15 protein-coding genes are annotated in these 18,277 nt (G+C 52.5%); 4 read left to right on the plus strand and 11 right to left on the minus strand.

Annotated features, from left to right (window positions below; genetic code table 11):
• Window positions 1-30: 30 nt before the first annotated feature.
• The 3 genes from ABLV12_RS13435 to ABLV12_RS13445 all read right to left on the minus strand — a co-directional run bounded on the left by ABLV12_RS13435 (window position 31) and on the right by ABLV12_RS13445 (window position 2,285).
• Window positions 31-570, minus strand: a complete 540-nt coding sequence (locus tag ABLV12_RS13435; RefSeq protein WP_004117262.1) for a fimbrial protein — start codon at window positions 568-570, stop codon at window positions 31-33.
• A gap of 622 nt (window positions 571-1,192) precedes the next feature.
• Window positions 1,193-1,882 (minus strand): LrgB family protein, encoded by a 690-nt coding sequence (locus ABLV12_RS13440; protein ID WP_016808425.1) that lies wholly within the window; start codon window positions 1,880-1,882, stop codon window positions 1,193-1,195.
• Window positions 1,875-2,285, minus strand: a complete 411-nt coding sequence (locus ABLV12_RS13445; RefSeq protein ID WP_004109448.1) for a CidA/LrgA family protein — start codon at window positions 2,283-2,285, stop codon at window positions 1,875-1,877. Before ABLV12_RS13445 ends, ABLV12_RS13440 begins: the two co-directional genes overlap by 8 nt.
• 103 nt (window positions 2,286-2,388) lie before the next feature.
• On the opposite strand from ABLV12_RS13445, the gene ABLV12_RS13450 reads away from it, so the two are divergent.
• A complete protein-coding gene (locus ABLV12_RS13450; RefSeq protein WP_016808426.1) occupies window positions 2,389-3,270 on the plus strand; it encodes a LysR family transcriptional regulator in 882 nt (293 codons plus the stop codon).
• A gap of 123 nt (window positions 3,271-3,393) precedes the next feature.
• Here the strand turns inward: ABLV12_RS13450 and ABLV12_RS13455 are convergent, their stop codons facing one another.
• The 4 genes from ABLV12_RS13455 to soxR form a co-directional block, all read right to left on the minus strand.
• Window positions 3,394-5,040: a Na+/H+ antiporter gene (locus tag ABLV12_RS13455; RefSeq protein WP_004109468.1), complete on the minus strand. Its 1,647-nt coding sequence runs from the start codon at window positions 5,038-5,040 to the stop codon at window positions 3,394-3,396.
• Window positions 5,041-5,186: 146 nt separating this feature from the next.
• Window positions 5,187-6,536 carry an NCS2 family permease gene (locus ABLV12_RS13460; RefSeq protein ID WP_348867102.1) on the minus strand — a complete coding sequence of 450 codons (1,350 nt, stop codon included), beginning with the start codon at window positions 6,534-6,536 and terminating at the stop codon, window positions 5,187-5,189.
• 388 nt (window positions 6,537-6,924) lie between these two features.
• On the minus strand, window positions 6,925-7,593 hold the full coding sequence (locus ABLV12_RS13465; protein ID WP_004109473.1) for a glutathione S-transferase: 669 nt from the start codon (window positions 7,591-7,593) through the stop codon (window positions 6,925-6,927).
• Between the two features lie 259 nt (window positions 7,594-7,852).
• The gene (gene soxR / locus ABLV12_RS13470) at window positions 7,853-8,311 is read right to left on the minus strand and encodes a redox-sensitive transcriptional activator SoxR (RefSeq protein WP_004109476.1); all 459 of its coding nucleotides are present in this window, start codon (window positions 8,309-8,311) and stop codon (window positions 7,853-7,855) included.
• 77 nt (window positions 8,312-8,388) lie between these two features.
• Here soxR and soxS point away from each other — a divergent pair, with 77 nt between their 5' ends.
• Window positions 8,389-8,718: a superoxide response transcriptional regulator SoxS gene (gene soxS / locus ABLV12_RS13475; RefSeq protein ID WP_004109478.1), complete on the plus strand. Its 330-nt coding sequence runs from the start codon at window positions 8,389-8,391 to the stop codon at window positions 8,716-8,718.
• On the opposite strand, the gene ABLV12_RS13480 is transcribed toward soxS, so the two are convergent.
• Window positions 8,703-10,307: an EAL domain-containing protein gene (locus ABLV12_RS13480; protein WP_004109480.1), complete on the minus strand. Its 1,605-nt coding sequence runs from the start codon at window positions 10,305-10,307 to the stop codon at window positions 8,703-8,705. The two genes, soxS and ABLV12_RS13480, sit on opposite strands and share 16 nt — an antisense overlap.
• A 540-nt stretch (window positions 10,308-10,847) precedes the next feature.
• Here ABLV12_RS13480 and ABLV12_RS13485 point away from each other — a divergent pair.
• Window positions 10,848-11,129: a YjcB family protein gene (locus tag ABLV12_RS13485; protein WP_004109483.1), complete on the plus strand. Its 282-nt coding sequence runs from the start codon at window positions 10,848-10,850 to the stop codon at window positions 11,127-11,129.
• A gap of 290 nt (window positions 11,130-11,419) precedes the next feature.
• On the opposite strand, the gene iraM is transcribed toward ABLV12_RS13485, so the two are convergent.
• Together iraM and bamA are read right to left on the minus strand one after the other, a co-directional pair.
• Window positions 11,420-11,809: an anti-adapter protein IraM gene (gene iraM, locus ABLV12_RS13490; protein WP_004109486.1), complete on the minus strand. Its 390-nt coding sequence runs from the start codon at window positions 11,807-11,809 to the stop codon at window positions 11,420-11,422.
• A gap of 320 nt (window positions 11,810-12,129) precedes the next feature.
• Window positions 12,130-14,553, minus strand: coding sequence for an outer membrane protein assembly factor BamA (bamA, locus tag ABLV12_RS13495; protein ID WP_004117254.1), 2,424 nt, complete (start codon window positions 14,551-14,553; stop codon window positions 12,130-12,132).
• A 445-nt stretch (window positions 14,554-14,998) separates the two neighbouring features.
• On the opposite strand from bamA, the gene ABLV12_RS13500 reads away from it, so the two are divergent.
• Window positions 14,999-15,346, plus strand: a complete 348-nt coding sequence (locus ABLV12_RS13500; RefSeq protein ID WP_016808427.1) for an AraC family transcriptional regulator — start codon at window positions 14,999-15,001, stop codon at window positions 15,344-15,346.
• Between the two features lie 267 nt (window positions 15,347-15,613).
• On the opposite strand, the gene ABLV12_RS13505 is transcribed toward ABLV12_RS13500, so the two are convergent.
• A complete protein-coding gene (locus ABLV12_RS13505; protein ID WP_004117251.1) occupies window positions 15,614-17,875 on the minus strand; it encodes a TonB-dependent siderophore receptor in 2,262 nt (753 codons plus the stop codon).
• Between the last annotated feature and the right edge of the window lie 402 nt (window positions 17,876-18,277).

Below are 18,277 nucleotides of genomic sequence, written 5' to 3' on the forward strand. Positions count from 1 at the left end.
CCTTTCCCTTGGTATTTATTAGCGTCTGAATTAATAGTACGTAACGTTGTAGGTTACCGTTGTCTGAACGGCGCCTTTAGTCGGTTCAGCACTGCCTGCTTTCGCCATTTTTACGGTGAAAGGAATGGTCGCAGCGCCGGAGGAAATATCCACATCGGCGCCTTCAGTATTATTTTTAAGCAGCGCACCCTGGTTATCAAAAATAGCTACGGCAACGCCCGTCGCAGGTGATGCGGAAGCCTGGTTCTTAAAGTAATCGCTATTAGTTTCATCGGCTTCACCGCCAAAGGTGACTCTGGCCTTAGCGTTACCGCCATCAGCCACTTTCGGGCAACCGGTCAGGGTGAAAGAAAAATTCTTGGCCGCGCCATAAGTATTCGCCTTCAGATCCGCGACGGAGGAAGTCCCCATCTCAATGGATGAGACGCCGTTATCGATAGTAGCTGTACAGGTAGTATCAGAGACCGTGCCGGTAAAAGTAATGGTGTTATCCGCCTGCGCCATTGTCACCAGTGAGCAGCCCGCAGAGAAGGCGACTATTTTAGCCAGAGTTATTGCATTCATTTTCATTGGTATTCTCCTGTTTATTAAGATTAACAATCAGTCCATCAATTGTTTATGGCACTCTATTAGAGAAGGGAAACAGGCATCAACTCAATCTATAAGTTATATCAGCGCTTAGGGAAATAAACTGCCTGCTTACAATATTATTTTAAATATTGGAGCAAAAGCTCAAGCTCCACATGAATCCATTCAATAATAAAAGCTCACCTCAATAAGATATCCAAAAACAAGATAACCCTCAATAACTAATGAAGAATAATCCTAAAATCATAAATGAGATTAACCTATAAGATAAAGACATGATTTAAAAATAAACAAATAAAAACAACAGATTGCAAAAACCACTCATTCATACTGCAAATAAATATAGTGATTTATATTTGTGAATCAAGTTAAAATGAGGCGATTTTGAAACATTTAGTTACACTTAAACGTAAAATAAGTGAGATTAACATCGGTGGATAAACTTCATCTACTTTTACATGACTTCATGTTTTCAACGATTCAAGTGTTGATTATATTGGTTGAGGTATATCAAATATGAAATGACAACTGAAATAAATATTGATGATATATATTTTTTCTGTGGTCTATTTCCTTGCGGAGGACAAACCACAGAAAATAATAGTCAGAACATTGCCCAGCGCACCAGCGGCGCGGCCAATACCATCACAACGCCGGAAAGCATCATCACCAGGCTGGCGACGACGCCCTCCTGCGGCCCCAGTTCATAAGATCGCGCGGTACCGGCGCCGTGGGATGCCGCGCCGAAACCCGCTCCTTTAGCCATCCCTTCGCGAATAGAAAGACGCAGAAACAGCACATCACCCACCGCCATGCCGAATACCCCGGTGACCACGACAAACAGGGCGACTAAATCAGGCTGACCGCCCAGCGGTTTAGCTGCCGCCAGCGCAAAGGGCGTGGTCACCGAACGTACCGCCAGGCTACGCTGGATCTCATCGGGCAAGGTAAACAGCCGCGCCAGCCACACCGAACTGGTCACCGCAACAACCGACGCGGTCGTTACTCCGGCCGTCAGCGACATCCAGTGGCGTTTAATAATCGCCAGATTGTCATACACCGGCACGGCGAAAGCGATAGTCGCCGGGCCCAGCAGCCATAGCAGCCAGTGGGCCTCCCCCATATAGCTTTGATAAGAGATATGGCCGAATACCAGCATCATCACCAGCAGGATCGGGGTGAAAACCAGCGGCATCAGGGGCAGTTTATGGAAGCGGCGATAAAGCCGTTTATTGGCAAAATAGAGCCCCAGCGTGACAAGAAGACACAGGACGCTCAGCTGGAAATCACTCATGTTTCATCCTGCTGACTTCATAGCGATACACTTTATCAACCACCCATGCCGTCGCGCCCAGCACCATCATGGTACTTAAGCCAATCACCAGAAAGATGCGCCAGCCCTCCACCATCAGCAGTTGCGCGTAGTTGACGACCGCCACTACCGCCGGCACGAAGAACAGCAGCATCTCGGCCAGCAGCCAGCGGGCGCCGGCGCGTACCCAGTTTAAAGGGATCACCCGGCAGACTATCAGTGTCAACATCATCAGCATGCCGACAAGGTTCGCCGGAAGCGGCAGGTGCAGCCAGTTAACAAAATAGTCAGCGCAGACGAACAGTCCGGCGTAGATCAGTACCTGAACAGGTACCTGAAGACGTTGCATAACGAAGGGCGTCACGCGAGCTGGCGCAAAGGCCATGAGCGGTATTCCTGAAAAAGAAGACAGGCGAGCAGTATAGAGAGCCGCCGGGCCCGGCAGAAATGAATTAAAATCATCACAGGTATAGTCTCAGGGAATAATTATGGATATCCGAACGCTGCGCTATTTTGTCGAAGTGGTGCGCCAGCAAAGCTTTACCCGCGCAGCGGAGAAGTTGTTCGTCACGCAGCCGACCATCAGTAAGATGCTCAAGAATCTGGAAGATGAGCTGAACTGCACGCTGCTGATCCGCGACGGTCGTCGGCTGCTGCTGACCGATACCGGTCGGGTAGTTTTCGAGCGCGGACAGGCCATCCTTGGTGAATTTCATCAGTTGGAGTCGGAGCTAAGCGATATTAATCATCTGCATAAGGGCGTACTGCGTCTCGGCATTCCGCCGATGGTCGGGATGTTGATGGCCGAACCGATTAGCCGCTTTCGCCAGCGCTATGCGGGTGTGGAATTGAAAATCTCCGAATTCGGCGGGCTGACCGTGCAGCAGGCCGTAAGCAACGGTGAACTGGATTTAGCCATGACCGCGCTTCCCGTTGATGAGGCCAGCGGCTTAACCACGCTCTCGCTGTTCAGCCATCCGCTCTGCGTGCTGACGCCGAGAACGGCGCAGTGGGAAGGCATCAGTTCGTTGTCGCCGGAAGCGCTCGCCGCACATCCGCTGGTGATCTACAACGAGGATTTCGCCCTCAGCCAGCAGCTGATGCGGCTATTTACTCAGCATGAAGTTAAGCCGCGTATCGCCGTGCGCAGCGGACAGTGGGATTTTCTGGCCGCGATGGTACAGGCCGGAATTGGCGTCGCGATTTTACCGGAGCCGATTTGCCAGCGCCTCGACCCGCAGAGCTTTTGCTGGATACTGTTACAAAGCGATCTACGCTGGGAACTGGGAATGATTTGGCGGGAAGGCGTGTACATGTCGCACAGCGCGCGGGCGTGGCTGGAGTGCAGTAAGGCGTTCTGGCTGAAGTAAGATGCCGAAAGCGGCACGCTTAACCGCGGCGTCAACGCCTTATCCGGGCTACAGATTCCCAATCGTCTGAGGGGCGGTAGCCCGGACAAGGCGACTCAGGCGCCGTCGCGGACGAGTACGGTGTTACTGATCCTCGATAAGCAGCGCTTCCAGCAGGTCGAGATCGTGCAGCAGCTTCTGCAGCGTCTCGTTACTGATCTGCCGGGTGGCGCGCAGATGGTACAGCTCCCCGCGTTCAGAACGCAGCGCCGCCAGACGGAACCGGCGCTCGAGGCTCTCTTCCAGCATCGAGGTTTCCACATCGTTACGCCCATCAACGCGACGGCGCAGGTTACCAATTACCCGCGAGCTGACCTCAGTCAGCAGCTGATTATCGATGTTTTCTTTGGTATCCGCCGCCAGACGCTCTTCCATTTTCTGAATCGCGACAATCGCCACATCCGCCGTTGCCGCCCGCGCCAGGCGCTCCTCTTTGCGCTGCTGTACATGGTCGGTCGACTCGATATGGCGCAGCAGAATCGGCAGCACAATCACGCCGACAAACAGAGAGAACAGAATCACCCCGGCGGCAAGGAATACCAGCTCATAGCGCGCCGGGAAGACGTTGCCGTCCGGCAGCAGCAGAGGAATCGACAGCACACCAGCAAGGGTAATGGCCCCGCGAACGCCGGCGACGGAGGAGATGAGCAGCTCGCGCGTGGTCCAGGAGCCGAACTCCATCGGTTTCTTTTTCAGGAAACGCTGGCTCAGCTTGCGCATCGTCCACAGCCAGCCAAAACGCACCAGCATCAGGGCGGCATAAATCAGGATGATATCGGTAAACAACATCCAGGTTTCGACGTTGGGATCCGCCTCTGCGGCCACCAGCGAGCTGGAGAGAATATCCGGCAGCTGCAGGCCCAACAGCAGGAACACCATGCCGTTAAACACGAACTCCAGCATCGCCCAGGTGCTGTTGGCGCGCAGGCGCATCGCCAGCGGCGCGCTGCGCATCACGCCGGAACGGGTGATGGTCATCCCCGCCGCGACTGCCGCCAGGATGCCGGAAAAGCCGATGTGTTCAGCGATCAGGTAAGAGGCGAACGGCAGCAGGAACAGCAGCACAATTTGCGTTGCCGGTTCATCGCCGCCCCAGCGGCTAAGGAAGCGCATTGAGCGCCCGTACAGCCAGCTGACCACGAAGCCCGCGAGAATACCGCCGACTGCCACCTTGAAGAACTCCACCGTCGCGCCGCCGACGGTAAAGACCATCGTGCCCATCGCCACCGCAACGGCAAACTTCAGGGAGACCAGGCCAGACGCATCGTTCATCAGCGCTTCGCCCTGCAAAATTCCCATAATTTTTTTCGGAATACGCCCTTCGCCGACGATGCCGGACAGCGCGACGGCATCCGTTGGCGACAGGACGGCCGCAAGGGCAAAAGCCGGAATCAGCGGGATACCGGGAACGATCCAGTAGATGAGATAGCCAATACCGACCACCGTCACCACCACTAACGCCAGCGCCAGACCGAAGATTTCTCGCCCATGCTCAATAAACTCGCGGGTCGGCGTCTTCCAGCCATCGGCAAATAGCAGCGGCGGGATGAACAGAACCAGAAAGAGTTCAGGATCGAATTCAACATGCAATCCGAAGGTAGGCCAGGCCAACAGCGCGCCGATGGCGATTTGGATTAAAGGTAGTGGAACCTGAAAGGGCAGTACGCGTGTAACCACCCCGGAGAGAGAGACCACGAGGGTCATGATGAGTATGGTAAAGAATATTTCCATGTGTTCCCTGTTTGCTGCGTTTTCTTTTTTACACCTGAGGCGTCATGTCTCGGCATAATACGCTACTCAGATTAACGCAAAAGGAAACAGGATGTGGCTTAAAAATTAAACGGGCGGCTAAAGCCGCCCGCCGTTAGCAGGAAAAGTTAAATCGCCCAACCGCCAGCATAGAAGATGACCAGCGCCGCGGCGATAATCACCGTCCCCAGGTTCAGCTTACACCATTCGCCGGATACCAGACGGCCAATCACCAGCGCCGCAAAACCAATCATGATGCCGGTAACGATGTTACAGGTCAGCACGATAAAGACCGCGGTGATGAGCCCCGCCATCGCATCAACAAAGTCGTTGAAATCGATTTTCGCCACGTTGCTCAGCATCAGCAGGCCGACGTACATCAGCGCCGGCGCGGTAGCATAAGCCGGAACCAGATAGGAGAGCGGAGAGAGGAACAGGATCAGCAGGAACAGTACGCCGACGGTCACTGCGGTCAGGCCGGTTTTACCGCCCGCCGCCGTACCGGCAGCAGACTCGATATACACTGCCGCCGGCGCCGCCCCGACCAGGCCGGAGAAGACGCTGCTCAGGGAGTCGGTGGTCAGCGCTTTGCCGCCGTTGATAATCTGCCCGTCTTTATCCAGCAGGTTCGCCTGACCGGCCACCGCGCGGATCGTGCCGGTGGCGTCAAACACCGCGGTCATCACCAGCGCAAGCACGCTTGGCAGCACGACCGGGTTGAGCGCGCCCACGATATCCAGGCTGCCGATCAGCGAGTTGCCTTTATCGTCGCTCAGCGACGGCATGGCGAAGATGCCGGAGAAGTGAACGTTAGGATCGAAGATCAGGCCGATAATCGAAACGCCGATAATCGTCAGCAGGATACCGCCCGGCACTTTCAGTTTTTCGAGGCCGATAATCACCGCCAGCCCGACCAGCGACATAATCACCGGGAAACTGTCAAAATTACCCAGCGCCACCGGCAGACCGTCCAGCGGGTTTTTGATCACCAGACCAACGCCGTTGGCGGCAATCAGCAGCAGGAACAGACCGATACCAATCCCCGTGCCGTGCGCAACGCCCTGCGGCAGGTTACGCAGGATCCAGCTACGAATGCCGGTTGCGGAGATGACGGTAAACAGTACGCCCATCAGGAAGACCGCGCCCAGCGCGACCGGAATGCTGATCTGTTGGCCCAGCACCAGGCTAAAAGCGGTAAAAGCGGTCAGCGAGATGGCGCAGCCAATCGCCAGCGGCAGGTTCGCCCACAGCCCCATCACCAGCGAGCCGACGCCGGCAACCAGACAGGTGGAAACAAATACCGCAGCTGGCGGAAAACCCGCTTTGCCGAGCATCCCCGGCACCACGATGACGGAGTAGACCATCGCCAGGAAGGTGGTAAGACCGGCAACGATTTCCTGACGCACGGTACTGCCGCGAGCAGAAATTTTAAACCAGGCGTCTAATGAACCGCCGGTACGCGCTGAAGGCGTAGACATAGAAAACTTCCCCTGAGAATTTTTATCGTTCGTCTGGATGCGAGGTGGACCATCCACTGCCAGTTAAACGCGATCTCCTTGTGCTACATCGCAGCGCCAGGGGCTGTGAAAAGCAAACGTTTAACTCCGCGCATACAATACGGTGTGAAGAATGACTTTGCTCCCCCCTGTCAGCAGAGGAAATGATGAGCAAAATAAAAAGGCAAACGATTATCCAGCCTTTAGACGGGCCTTTTCAACAGAAGTTTGTCGGATTTAGCTAAATTTCGCTTATGACGTTCATGAAATAACCAGCCGATGCGCAAACGTTATCGTCCATGCGCAATCCGGTAACATTTTTGTATTGCGCTGATAGCAATTTTCCCCTGTCATCGGCTTTAGTAATGGTTCATTCGCCGGGTAAGGTAAATGGGCCCCCACGCTCAATCGCCTTCTGCCAGGCCGGACGCTGCTCTACCCGCTGAACCCACTGCGTCAGATGCGGTAAATCCCCCACCCCGCCGCGCGCCAGCAACGCCATTGCCGGAAAGCTCATCTGAATATCAGCCATACTCAGCTCAGCGCCGGCAAACCAGCGCTGGCGAGAAAGGTGCGATTCAATAAAGCGGGCATGGGTCTCAACCTGTCGGTTAAGCCAGGCCTTTTGCACCCCTTTGCCTAATGCATTGCCCAGCGTGCGTATGCCAAACGGCACCGGGGGCTTGCCCAGGCTGGAAAACACCAGCTTCATCAGCAGCAGGGGCATCAGCGAACCCTCGGCATAGTGCAGCCAAAAGCGGTATTGCAGTTTATCTTCCACCGACTCAGGCTTTAAGCGCCTGGCGCTATCATAGGTTTCCTGTAAATACTCCAGAATGGCGCCGGACTCCGCCAGAATATGGCCGTTATCTTCAACGACCGGCGATTTCCCCAACGGATGAACGCTTTTTAACTCCGCTGGCGCGAGCATATCCTTTCCCCGCTGATAAGAGACAACCTGATAAGGCAGCTGCAACTCTTCCAGCGCCCATAATACGCGCTGCGATCGTGACTGATTGAGATGATGTACCGTTAACATGGGCCTCTCCCGCTGTTTGTTCAAATTAACTATAGGAACAGGCAGCGAATGACGGGAATTTTTCGGCAACCTGAGGCGGCAAAATCAGAGAAAAGAGCCACACTTAAGTTGTCGGCGCAAACCGGAACCTCCATCAATATATTGCGCAATACTGAGGTGAGCCGACGTCGGGGGAAACCCTCCTGCGTACCAGCGGGATAGTGCGAAAGACCAAGACCGGAAAACAACTAAAGCGCCCTGTTGTGGCGCTTTAGTTTTTTTAATCCTCTTCCAGCAGCCGTGCGCCGGTCCCCTCTTCTCCCAGCTTATCGCCCGGGTTGCGTAACGGACAGTCGCGGCGCGACAGGCAGCCGCAGCCGATGCAGCCATCAAGCTGATCGCGCAGCGCGGTCAGGGTGTGAATCCGTCGGTCCAGCTCCTCCCGCCACTGGGACGACAGCATCTTCCACTCTTTGGCGCTGAGGTTATGCCCTTCCGGCAGTACGCCAAATGCATCACCGATAGTGGCCAGCGGAATACCAATGCGTTGCGCAATCTTAATGATCGCCACCGCACGCAGGACGTCGCGCCGGTAGCGCCGCTGATTGCCCGCGTTGCGCTGACTGTGGATCAGCCCTTTGCTTTCATAAAAGTGCAGCGCGGAGACGGCCACGCCGGTTCGTTTTGCCACTTCGCCGGGAGTCAGCAGCATTTTGATGCGGGGAGATTTCTTTTCCATAAAGCGCTTTACCTCAAGTTAACTTGAGGAATTATACTCGCCCGCAGACAAAACGACGAATCGAGAGAGGCCGCTTTATGTCCCATCAGGATATTATCCAAACGCTTATTGAATGGATTGATGAACATATCGATCAACCACTTAACATTGATGTAGTCGCCAGAAAATCGGGATACTCAAAATGGTATCTCCAGCGGATGTTCCGCTCCGTGATGCATCAAACGCTAGGTGATTACATTCGCCAGCGCCGTCTGCTGCTCGCTGCGGAAGCGCTAAGAACCACCCAGCGCCCTATTTTTGATATCGCGATGGATCTCGGCTACGTATCGCAGCAGACTTTCTCACGGGTGTTCCGCCGCGAATTCGACCGTACGCCTACCGACTATCGCCATCAGATTTCCGCCTGATAACGTTGTTGCCAGGGGCAGAGGCTGGTGCGGTCGTTAGCCAGCCACTGCATATACTCCTGCGGCGGCATCGCTTTCGCAAAGAGCCAGCCCTGGCAATATTGCACGCCCCGCTTTTGTAGCCAGGCGACCTGCTCTGCCGTTTCCACGCCTTCAGCGACGATCTTTAAATGCAGGCTGTTCGCCATCTGGATGATATGTTCGGCAATCAGGTGGCTGGTGGTGTTGTTTGACAGCGTATCGACAAAAGATTTATCAATCTTGAGGATATCGACGTTGAGCGCATGGAGATTGTTCAGATTGGAGTAGCCGGTGCCGAAGTCATCGATAGCGATTTCATATCCCGCGTCGCGAAAAGCCTGAATCACCGGCGTCGTTTTCGGGACGTCAATAAACCCGCGTTCGGTCACTTCGATTTTTATTTGTTCCGCCTTGATGGCGTAGCGCCGGACCTTCTCATTGATATGCTCAATCAAGCGCGCGGATTGAAAATCAGCAGCCGAGAGATTAATCGCTACGTACAGGTGCGGATGCCGCGCCAGAAATTCGCCGAGATCGGAAAATACCTCATCGATGACATAGTCGGTAACCTGGGCGATCATCCCTTCGTTTTCCGCCAGCGGAATAAACTCCGCCGGACTCATCACCGGGCCATCAAACCCCGGCCAGCGCAATAACGCTTCGGTACCAACGCAGCGGTGATTTTTAATATCGATAATCGGTTGATAGTGCAGGCACAGCTGGCGACGGCTTAACGCGCGCTGCAGCATATTACGCGGAGAGTGGTACTGCTGCCGCGTGCGCGACCACACCAGTAACAGCAACACGCTGCAAATCAGCCCCAGCGGCAGAGTCAGCGTCACCTGATTATAAAAATTCTGGTAATAGCTGACGCGCGAGGTGGACATGATGACGGCAATCGGGCGAACGGTGGAATGGGCGATGGCATAAACGCGGCCATCCTGCTGAAAGAGCGCCTCTTCAGCGCGAATCAGATGACGTAGTTCCTCAGGATCGGCGTTCTTGCTGACGGAAAAAAAATGGTTCGTTTTGGTATCAAACACGCCCCAGGCGAGATTGCTGTCACTGGATATCAGCGCGCTGAACGAGAGCGGATTAATCACCACCACATAGTGGCCGCGCTGCAGATAGTTCATCGCATAGCCAGGGTAGAAAGGCGTTTCGCGGTAGTAGTAAATCGCGATATCCGGCTTTTTGGTATAGGTTGCGGCCGGAATTTGCCACCCCATCTCGCGGCGTACCGCAGTGGAGCAGAAAAAATGGCTGCCGTTGGCGTAGATTAAGTCGTCGATATAGAGCAGACCGCGTACAATGCCGAGCAGATATTGCTGATGATACGGCGAACACACTTCTCCCTGATACAAACGGGCCTTATCGCGCGCTTCGTCAGCTTCTCGAATAACCAACTCCGTTTTTTGTAGCGCCAGCCGAGAAAACAGCCGCAGCTGATCGGCGGTTTCCGCTTTGGCGCGGATTTGCGCAAACCACAATGCCAGCACCACCGGTAGCAGAATGACCAGCACGATGCCAACAATTCTCAACGCCTTGTGTGGCGCGCTACGACTCATTTACGCTTTTTATCCATGCGATACGCCTTAATCAAGGTGAAAGGCCCCGATGATTCCTCTTACTGTGATATGAATCAGGGTATCTCAGCAACCCACGCTTTGACGTAAAAACCTCATGACTATGAATGATGAATAATACTTGCTAATGCAAGACGTGAGAAACATTCTCAACATAATGAGATTAGCCCCACTATCTAATTCGGTTTATCCGTATAATTCGCCGGAATATGTAATAAAATCCGCAGAACCTAAACCTTATTAAAAAAGAAATGCGCTCGACTATCGCTTATAATCGACCTTCGCAATGAAAGCTCTCCCTCCCCCTTATTAACCACGAACTTTGCAGGGTCAATGAGCGCACGAAAACTCCCATTTTGGACTGGTGAATAAAAGAACAAATGTGATATAGTTCACATTAGCTGATGAAACAAAAACGTTGTTTCATTACGTTTCTGTTTGCCTGAAGATAGCCAGAGCATCGCATCACCGTCAGTCTCGCCAGGTTGTCAAAGGCTTCCAAATTTCGTTGAGGATAGGTTGATGGCTTCCATTACTACCAGTGTCGTACTTTTGCGCTGGCCGCTCGTGAGCGCAGTGCTGATGTTTCTGGCCAGCTCGTTGAACATTCAGCTGCGTAAAAGTGATTATGCCGGTTTAGCGGTAATCTGTAGCTGTATTGGCCTGGCCGCGGCCTGCTGGTTTGCCACCGGTCTGTTGGGCATTACGCTGCTGGACGTGGCGAAAATCTGGGGCAATATCAAGGACGTGATGATTGAAGTCATGAGCCAGACTCCGCCTGAATGGCCGATGATGATGACCTGATTTCGGGCCGCCTTATCCGGGCGGCCACGCCCACACCATCGTGAATGCCCGCACTGGCGAAGCGCCGTTAGCGAAAATCCCCGGTCCGCACTGTGCATAGCCGGGCGACAGGGCCAACAAAAGGGTAGCCCGGAGGACAGGGACTACGTGCCGCCTCCGGGAGGATGTGTCTCTTCTGGCCACCAGAGGAGAGTAAGACCTTTGCCACCGGGAACCTGCTGCACTTTCCCCCCTTTGTGACAATACATCACCTGCATGAACAACAACAATGGCCAGATACGGGTCAGGTTTTACCGTATCTGCTGGCCCAGATCGTGCTGCCCCGACGGCAGCCCCGGTACTGCACGTGGAAAGTCGTTTGGGCAGCGTTTTATGGCGCAGAGCGCCTGGTAACGGCAGGAGTCTGCCGTCGTGGCGGTAGAATGATAAGGACAGGAAGGCCGCTCCCGCAGCTTCTCCCACTGCGCTTCATCGTATCGCGTGATGTTATAAACTTTTACCGCATGATATTGCTCGTTGATTAACACGCTCGATGAGTAGAGTTTTATCGACTCTCCCGGCAGTAATAAAATGTCGGCCTCATACCACAGAATAAACTTTAAAAACCGCAGGCTGGAAATTGAGGAAAAAGCTACCCCGGAATGCGGGCAGACAAGAGTATTATGAATAGTCCATTTCATTTTCTATCCTTGCGTGCATTGCTGATTAATGACTCTATATATTGATAGCATTCATCATAGATAACCGCAAGGCGATCGATTAATAATGTGATATCAGACAATACTCAAAGCGCTTTATACTCACTAAGATGTAGCGTGAATATTGCATTATAACAATGAATGGTTAGCCATAATAATCAACGATAGCGCCAGCAATGAACATACATAAATAAGTATATATTGACAATAAATTACAGGCTACCAAAAGCGGTAGCCTGTAATATTACACCGGGAGTGAGTCAAAAATATCTAAGCGATTGTGCGCATATTAAACGCGGGCATCACCAGGTTTTACCAATATTAAACTGGAACTGCTCAGCTTTATCTCCATCGTATTTTTTAAATGGCTCAGCCCAGGAAAACACCAGCGGGCCTAACGGCGACATCCACTGCACCGCAATCCCGGCAGACATACGGATATGCGAAGGGTCGCCATAGTCCGGGATCCCTGCCGCCAGCGTCTGACCGGTATTTTGCCAGGTGGTACTCCATACCGTACCGGCATCGAGGAATAGCGACGTTCGCAGGCTGTCGGCATATTTGTCATTCACAAACGGCGTCGGCACAATAAATTCGCTGTTCAGGACCGCCATCGCGTTACCGCCAACCGCATCGGATGAAGAATCCAGCGGACAGGTGCTGTAGCTGCTTTCAGAACCATTACAACGATAATACGCTGCTTTTGGGCCAATCGTATTGGACGAAAATCCGCGAACCGACGACGATCCACCGGCATAAAAGTTATCGTAAAACGGCACCGATTTGCCGTTCAGCCCATCGGCATAGCCCGCACGCAGGTGCTCCATCCACACCCAGCTTTTGTTCTCGGTCAGCGGCATATACTGGGTGGTATCGAAAGTTACTTTGTAATAGCTGTTATCCGAACCGGGTACGGTAACCTTGGCGGTCAGGCTGCTTTTATTCCCCGCCCGGGGGAAGAAACCGCGATCCAGATTGTTATAGCTCCAGCCAACGCTGGCAAAATAGTCATTGGCGCTATAGGTCGCACCGCTATCGCCATCTTTGGTGACAACGTCAGGATAGATGCCCCGCGAGTTAAGATAGCTCCAGGTGGTGAGCTCCGGGTCCATATTGGTCAGGCGGTTATGGACATAGTCCAGGCCCAGGTTAAGAGCGTTATTCTCGCTAATCGGGAATCCCAGCGTACTGCCGACGCCGTAGCTTTGCTGGTTGTAACTCCCGGAATCGGCATCCGAGGCGTCGTAGCTGTTGTAAAAGATTTTACCGCCGAGGCTAACGCCATCCACGGTGAAGTAAGGGTTTGTCGCTCCCAGCTCAAGATAGGACTGGTAACTGTTGCGCGTGCCGTTGAAGCTGACGCTATTACCGGTTCCCAGCCAGTTATCCTGGGTGACGCCGAGCTGGTAGCTCACGCCGCTATCGGTGCCGAAGCCCAGACCCACGTTAAAGGAACCGGTATTGCGCTCCTTCACCTTATAGACCACGTCCACCTGATCCTGGCTACCGCTTACCGGTACGATCTGCTTGTCGACGGTTTCGAAAAATCCTGTACGATCCAGCCGCGTTTTTCCCTGCTCGACCTTCTCATCATTCAACCACGCACCTTCCATCTGGCGCATTTCGCGACGTAGCACCGCATCACGGGAAGTATCGTTACCCTGAAAGCGAATCTGGCGTACCGAATAACGGCGTCCGGCATCGACACTGATATGCAAAATGACGCTTTTTTCCGCATCATTAATATCCGATGTGGTGTTCACCTGCGGCCAGGCATAGCCGTATTTTCCCAGCAGCGTCTTAATACTGTTCTCGACCGCCGTGATTTCCGCACCGCTATACCATTTCCCCGCTAAAGGCTTCACCAGCGCCTCAATTTCCTGATTATGCTGCGCCATATCGCCGGTCACCATCGTACTGGCGACTTTATAACGAGCACCTTCGGCAATATTAATGGTGATATATAGCGATTTTTTATCCGGCGTAATACTCACCTGGCTTGAATTTATGCTAAAACGCGCATAGCCGCGATCGAGATAATAGCTACGAAGGGTTTCAAGATCCGCCGCCATCTTTTGCTTTTGATATTTCTTATCGCCAATCACGTTCCACCACGGAACGCTGTCACGTAGCTGCAGCTGATCCAATAATGTTTCTTCACTAAAAGCCTGGTTGCCAATAATATTTATTTGCGCAATTTTCGCCGAGACCCCCTCCTGAAAGACAAACTTTAAATCAACGCGGTTACGCGGCAGCGGGGTGACGACGGCATGAACCTGAGCGCTGTATTTTCCTGTACTGTAATAGAAATCCTGTAATCCTTTTTCTATTTCCGTAAGGGTATTGCGATCCAGCGCGCTGCCTTCTTCAATGCCGCTGGCGGCCAGGTTCTCTTTCAGGGCATCATCCTTAACGGATTTATTGCCGGAAAAACTGATTTTAGCGATGGTAGGCCGCTCTTTTACCTGTACTACCAGCGTGCTGCCATCGCGCAGGATCTGTACGTTGTCAAAATTGCCGCTGGCATACAGGGCGCGGACCGAGTCGCTGATATCCTCATTAGAAACCTCTTCTCCTGTATGAACAGGCATGCTCAGTAGCGCGGCGCCGACGGTAACGCGCTGTAGACCCTCGAAACGAATGTCATCAACCGTATATGAAGTTGATGCATAGAGCGTTAAAGGGGAAATCAATAGACCGGCGATGATACTCGTTTTTTTTAGCATGAAGGTGTCGTCTAGAAGATATTTAGCAATAGCAGATACCTGCCGGGAATAATGCTGTTCATTGCACCAGACAGTTGCTGACGCAATCTTAAATAACCTGAACGAGGCGCAGAATTGCACGCAATTATGACGAGAAAATGGAGAAAATATGGATACGAGAGAATATTGAAAAAAATATTTTTCTACGGAACCTTCCCTCTTGAGCCTGGTCAGATAAGCATTTCCTCATAACATGGAAACTCTATAGTTTTTGTTTTTTTAACTAAAAAAACAAAAAGCCCCCTTTCTCATTGGTTGAAAGGGGGAAAAGATCTTGTTAGGAATGATGCTCTCTGGAATAAACCAGGAACAGGGAGAAATTAACGCATAATCCCGTAGATAAAATGAAGAGATATTGAATAAATTATGCAGCCAGATTTCTATAGTAATGAAATGGGTAGACATTATGCCGCGAAATGAAATTCAGCGTTCAGTGCTTAACGAACTGGTGCAATGGATAAAAAACAATCTTGCAAAGAAGCTCACGATGCAGGCGCTAAGCCGCTTTTCCGGCTACTCCGAATGGCATCTCTTTCGCCTGTTTCGCCACTATTTTAACATGTCGCCGATGGCGTATATCCGCCAGCAGCGAATGCAACTATCCCTTAATTTATTGCAGATCAACCCGCCTTTCCGCATCGTTGATATTTGTCTGATGGCTGGTTATGAAGATATCAGCGCCTTTAACCGAACCTTTAAAAGGTATTATACGATGACACCAACGCAGTTTCGCAGAAGCCTGAACCTGACCTGATAGAGGATCCCCCTCCTCCGCATTGCTGCGGTTGGGAATGGAAGGGGGAAGAGGAACTACTTTAGAATGGAAATGGCAGGATGCCACCGTTAACCGTTTCCGGGATCAAGCAGATCCGATTAACAGGATTCATTGTAGGCTGCTAAGTTGAATTAATTGTGTAGAGGCCGTGGAGATTTTGTCATAATTTATATCACTGGTTTTTCCCGGCATAAAAAATAACAAGCCGGAATAGTTCATTATTCCGGCGGGTGTTTGAATCGTTAATCAGAAATGCGTATTCACGCTGACATAAAACGTCCGCCCCGATTCATTATAAGTTTCCGCACCTGCACCATACAGATAAGCGCCGGTCGTCGAATTTCCCGTCGTCTGCGCGTTACCGGCACGGTAGTGGCGAATATCGAACAGGTTGTCCACTCCGCTGGTCAGGCTCAGGTTTTTATTCACATCCCAGGTCGCGCTAAGACCGACAATGCTGTACGGGCTCACTTCGTTCAGCTCGCTGCCGGAAACAGACTCGCCTTTATAATTGAAGCGTTTAGGTTTCTGGCGGCCATACCAGGTGAACGTGCTCTGCAGCGAAAGATCGTCGCGTGCCTGCCAGCTCAGGGTAGAGTTCAGCGTAAACTGCGGGATCACCGACAGGCGATCGCCGGTGGTCTTATTCTTACTCTGCAGCATCCACGTCAGGTTGTTGCTCCAGTTGACCGTTTCGCTTACCGGGAGATTCAGCGAGCCCTCCAGCCCTTCAACCAGCGCCTTCGGTACGTTTTCCCATTGGTAAATATTGGTGGTGCCGTTGCTGGCCGTCCCCACCGCCGAGTAGCCCGATTCAATCTTGTTATGGTAATCGTTACGGAAGTAAGTCAGCCCGGCCTGATAGCCATTGTGCTTATACTCAAGGCCAATCTCTTTATTGACGCTGGTTTCCGCCTTCAGATCGCTATTCCCCATCAGGTAACAGGCTGAGCTACTGGCATAGCAACCCTGGCCGTTGCTGTAGAGGATATAGTTCGGGTTAAGCTGATAAAGGTTCGGCGCTTTATAGGCGCGGGCGATCCCCAGCTTCAGCGTCCAGTCATCCGCCAGCCCCTGCGAGAGATTCAGCGATGGGCTCCAGTTATTACCGACGATGCTGTGATGATCGAAGCGCAGAGCGGGCGTCAGCATAGTGCTATCGGTCAGCGCGATATTGTCTTCGGTAAACAGCGAGAAGATCTCGGCGCTGGAATAAGGACTACGGCCGGTTGCCGAAACGCCGTCAATGGAGCCATAAGAGAGTGACTGGGTAGTCGACACGCCATCCTTCATCCGCTGCTGGTTCCACTCGGTACCCAGCGTCAGATTCTGCTCAAATCCCAGGGTAAACGGAATATTGACCTCGCTGTGCAGCAGCACATCCGACAGGTCGATATCGGAGAATTCGCTGCTGGAGAAGATCCCTTCCGTTCCGCCCGCCAGCCCCTCGTTCATGCGCGAGTTACGGGTGTGCTCATACTGCGCCCAGGTATTGCTGGTCACGCCGTTATCCCAGCCGCCGGTCCACGTCACGCCGTAAGTCTGACGATAGAGACGGTTAGTCTCTTTACCGTACATACTTTTCACCAACGTGCTGGTGTTAGTATTCTGGGTATCCCCTGCATACAGGTTGCCCTGGCGGCTGTAGCCGGTTTCAAACTCCAGCGCCTGCATTGGCGCAAACTCCCAGCGCAGCTTGCCGTGAATATCTTTATTCACTACCCCTTCGCGTCCTGCAGGATACGATCCCGCATAGCTACCGGTTCGCGCTGCTTCATGACCGGAATTAATATCCTGGGCATCGGCCTGCGTTTTGCTCAGATTTCCCCATAAATTAAAGCTGACCTCATCCGATAGCGGGCCGTTGAGGCTAAAGTTTGTCCGTTTCGTCGCGCCCTCTTTACGGTGCTGAGGCGCGTTCATATAGGTATTCCATGAACCATGCCACTCGCTGGTGGCCGGTTTAGTGACAATATTGACCACTCCGCCCATCGCGCCGTTACCGTAGCGGGCCGCAGCAGGGCCGCGAATGACGTCGATATGGTCGATCATTTCCGCCGGCACCCAGCTGGTATCACCGCGGGTATCGCGGTCGCCGCGCCAGCCATAGCGCACGGAATTACGGCTGGTCACCGGTTTACCATCCACCAGAATCAGGGTGTTCTCCGGCCCCATGCCGCGGATATCGACCTGGCGGTTATTGCCGCGCTGCCCGCTGGTAGAGTTACCGGTGAGGTTGACGCCGGGCTGGGTACGAATCAGCTCGGAGACATCGCGCGCGGGCGGATGTTTACGGATTTCTTCGGCGGTGATGGTGGATACTCCGGGGGCTTGCAGCGTTTGCGCCGCCGCGGTGACCACCATGGTTTCATCGTCATTTACCGCAGTCGTTTCAGATTTCTTCGTATCGTCTGGAGTCGTGCCATCAGCGGCCTGCGCTGGCAGCATCCCTCCCCAGATGGCCATCGGGATCAGCGCGGCCAGCGAGTAGTGTGAACTGTGTTTCATGGAATATGCCCTGTTTTCTTTTTTGCTGTCGGGGCACGCCTTCTTCTTCCGTCAGATAAACAACGGCAATGACTTCCCTGCATAGAGCAACATCTCTTTTTGGCGTAGTCAGGCCCTCCCGCTTAAATAGCGAGATAGCAATCATAATGGGTGGCCAAAATAGATTTATTACTCTGGCAAAAACGAAGAAATAAACGCGCCACGCTATTCTTTGATAGCCTTTGCCGAACAGCAGTAATAGGATTATTGTGCCACACAACGTTATTAGAAATGAGATTTATTATCAAGTCGATAATCATTTATCGCATGAATGTTTTTAGTTAATGCAATAAAAACAAAAAGATATAAATAGCAGAAGCGCATTTAGCAGGAATAGAAATTAAAAAAATGAATAATATCCAC

The organism is Klebsiella sp. CN_Kp100 (genome assembly GCF_040065315.1).
In the GTDB taxonomy this organism is placed as follows: Bacteria; Pseudomonadota; Gammaproteobacteria; order Enterobacterales; family Enterobacteriaceae; genus Klebsiella; species Klebsiella oxytoca.